This is a genomic window from Variovorax sp. GrIS 2.14 (assembly GCF_046115955.1).
GTDB lineage: Bacteria > Pseudomonadota > Gammaproteobacteria > Burkholderiales > Burkholderiaceae_C > Variovorax.
The window spans coordinates 1-2759 of record NZ_JBJXIA010000076.1 but is presented as its reverse complement, the minus strand read 5'-3'; the positions used below and the strand labels follow the sequence as shown (position 1 = coordinate 2759).

The 2759-nt window shown below is 60.7% G+C and carries 3 protein-coding genes and 1 pseudogene; 2 read left to right on the top strand and 2 right to left on the bottom strand.

Annotated elements, in window-relative coordinates; translation table 11 throughout:
* Positions 1 to 259: 259 nt before the first annotated feature.
* Positions 260 to 457, bottom strand: coding sequence for a hypothetical protein (locus RCH10_RS27460; protein WP_409054824.1), 198 nt, complete (start codon positions 455 to 457; stop codon positions 260 to 262).
* 599 nt (positions 458 to 1056) lie between these two features.
* Here RCH10_RS27460 and RCH10_RS27455 point away from each other — a divergent pair.
* The gene (locus RCH10_RS27455; protein WP_409054823.1) at positions 1057 to 1290 is read left to right on the top strand and encodes a hypothetical protein; all 234 of its coding nucleotides are present in this window, start codon (positions 1057 to 1059) and stop codon (positions 1288 to 1290) included.
* A 160-nt stretch (positions 1291 to 1450) separates the two neighbouring features.
* The gene (locus RCH10_RS27450; protein WP_409054822.1) at positions 1451 to 1735 is read left to right on the top strand and encodes a hypothetical protein; all 285 of its coding nucleotides are present in this window, start codon (positions 1451 to 1453) and stop codon (positions 1733 to 1735) included.
* Between the two features lie 10 nt (positions 1736 to 1745).
* Here the strand turns inward: RCH10_RS27450 and RCH10_RS27445 are convergent.
* A pseudogene (locus RCH10_RS27445) lies at positions 1746 to 2649 on the bottom strand (IS481 family transposase).
* Between the last annotated feature and the right edge of the window lie 110 nt (positions 2650 to 2759).

Genomic DNA, 2759 nt, shown 5'->3' with positions numbered 1-2759 from the left:
ACCTCTTCGGTCACGTCACCGGAATTGCCGGTCACGTTCCCGAAATCATCGGTCACGATGCCGAAACCACCGGTCACGCTCCTCCGAAATACGCAACGGTATCCTGCATTAGATCAGCCAGCCGATGGAGAGCGTTATCGCACAGCTCACTGAGCTGGTAGCGCGCGCGGGCGAGCAGGCCCAGCTCGTGCAGCAGTGGCCCAGGAAAGTACTTGCGCGTGAGCGGATCCCGGTCGACGAGCCCCTCGATCTCCAGCCGCTACAGCATTCGGCAGCACGTCGATTGCGGCAGCCCGCTCGTGGCCGCCATTTCCCCGATGGGCATGTCGCGCAGGTCCGCCTCGGTCACAAAGTCCGATCGCAGCGAGTGCGCCGAAAACCGGCCTTCCAGACCCGCCGCCGCGCAACGCGCCTTCACGATGAACCGCACGCCTTCGGCGCCCAGTGGCGCGCCCATGCGGTCGCCCGCCAGCGCGCGCCGGAAGATCGGACCGGTGGTGATTCAGCCTCAACCGCGCGGACGCTGCGGACCATGTTCTTCGATGTCGGTGGCCAAGGCGCCATCGTCGTGCAGCGAATCGGCCCGCGCGTCCCTGGCCGCCTCCAGACTCTGGGCGACGAATGTCGCAAACCACGGAGCGCGCGGCGAAGCGTCCGAGTGCCGAAGATACTCGCTTCTTTTCGTCTTAATGGACCCGTCTGGCCAGATCTCTACAACAGGTGTACGCCGCACGACATGTATGGCGGTGCGCCCTTAGCCGTTAAAAACGCGATGGGTCCGTTGCTCGCGTGTCGAGGTTCCGAACGTTGTTCGGTTCAGTACCTGGCCCTGTGCTTTGAAAACACAGGGCCTCTTTGTTTGTGTCGCACAAATGTGTTCGCGGGTAGTGAACAGTGTCTATCGGCAGCCCCGGATCAGGGCGCTGCTCACACGCCCGGTGCCAGCTCTTGTGAGCGTTCTCTGTTGGGTAACCCAACTGGTAAATGGTCTCGGCGACTCGCTTGCCAAGTTTGATGTGAAGCTCGACTGCTCGGATTCGAGCTTCATAGGAATACATGAACCTTTTTCACGTGGTCCAAGTTCTTGTCCGCATCCCCGTGGCTCAATTTACGATCGGCGCCAACAGAGTGATGGCTGTGAACGCGTTTGATTGCGCCTATTTCCCGGCGCAAGACCGCCTGCCACTTGACCAAACCGCAGATGGACACGACGAACATCGAGATAAGTCGCAGCGCACGCAAAGAGGCCATTGCATCCATGACCATTTCGGCTCAACATTTGCCCACTAGGTGCGCCGTATAGGTACGGCTTTGGAGTGTTGGCTCCGGTCTGCCGCTGCGTTGTATGGCAACCAAATTCACGCCTGCTTGCCATTCGTCTCCGACCCTGCAGTAGGGTCTCAACCCCCAGACATCAAGATCGCCCAGAGATGTTCACAAATCCTTCCACATGACGCTTGATTCAACGCCCGTGCTTTCCGTCCCATCCGTCAGTAGGTTCCAGGGCTGTATTGCTATCGACGTGGTCGCTGCATACCCTGATGCCGTAACGTTTGACATTGAAGGAGCCGCTCCATTTTTGCGACATGCGGAATCCTTGCTGATGCGCTCCTCCAATTCGGCACTGCTCGGCGGTCACGCGGTGGTGTTGCGCCGGTCGACATGGACGCAGCCGATGGGCAGCACCAAGATGCGGGTGAACTGCCGGTATTCGCCAATGCCTCTGGTGAACTGATCAAACGCCCCTAGATGTGAAGCGTCAAGAGGTTATTTCTTGATGAGTCGAGTCTGGACATAGGCGCGACACCGCCGATGCCGCTGTGCGGGCGATGCCAGTTGTAGTGGTGCTGCCAGCTTGCCAGGGCATCGGTTCGATGGGCTGAGTTCTGGTTCGTGCAGCTGTAGGCCCACACACGCAAGGCGGACTGGATGAACCTCTCGGCCTTGCCGTTGGTGGGCGGTCGGTAAGGCCGCGTGAAGCTGTGCTTGATGCCCAGCTCGATGCAGGTTTCCTTGAACTCACGCGAGCGGAACGCTGAGCCGTTATCCGTCAGCAGTGGCTGCAAGGTGATGCCTAGGCGGGCGTAACAGGCCACCGCATTGCGCAGAAACAGGACTGCCTGTGCCTGCTTCTCGTCAGGATGCATGGCGGTGAACGCCAATCTTGCGCGGTCATCGATGGCCACGAACAGCGTCTCCCAGCCTGGCCCATCGACCGAGTCGCGTCGGTTGCCTGTGAAGCGGTGGCTGGGCCGCACGATGCGCCCGAGCTTCTTGGTGTCGGTGTGCAGCAGATCGCCGGGCGCCTCGTTCTCGTAGCGCACGACGGCCCGAGCGGCTCCAGGTCGCTCAACTTGGACATGCCCTTCCGCGCCAGAACGCGGCTGACCGTGGACTCCGAGACCCCCACGCTGCGTGCGATGCGAGCCTGCAGCATTCGACGTTTGCGCACAGCTCGACGATGAGCAATGCCTTGGCGGCATCAATGGTCCTGGGCGAGCGTACGGGCGTGGAAGAGGCATCTGCCAAGGCAGCTTGTGCGCCTGCCAGGTAGCGACCGAGCTACTTCCTGGCCGTTTGCGCAGTGACGCCGTGCAGGGCCGCAGCTCGCATAGCATCCAAGCCTTCCAGCGTCATCTGCTTGACCATTGACCTTGCCCCTGTAATCCGTACCCCATAGCCGAACTCATGAATTGGCTTGCTGTGGCTGATTGGCAAGCCAGTCCTGCTCGAACTGCATCGGGCTGACGTAGGCCAGT

Bases quoted from the DNA above. Each gene is read 5' to 3' on its own strand.
- RCH10_RS27455 (WP_409054823.1), top strand. From the start codon at position 1,057: ATGAACCTTTTTCACGTGGTCCAAGTTCTTGTCCGCATCCCCGTGGCT.
- RCH10_RS27460 (WP_409054824.1), bottom strand. From the start codon at position 457: ATGGGCGCGCCACTGGGCGCCGAAGGCGTGCGGTTCATCGTGAAGGCG.
- RCH10_RS27450 (WP_409054822.1), top strand. From the start codon at position 1,451: ATGACGCTTGATTCAACGCCCGTGCTTTCCGTCCCATCCGTCAGTAGG.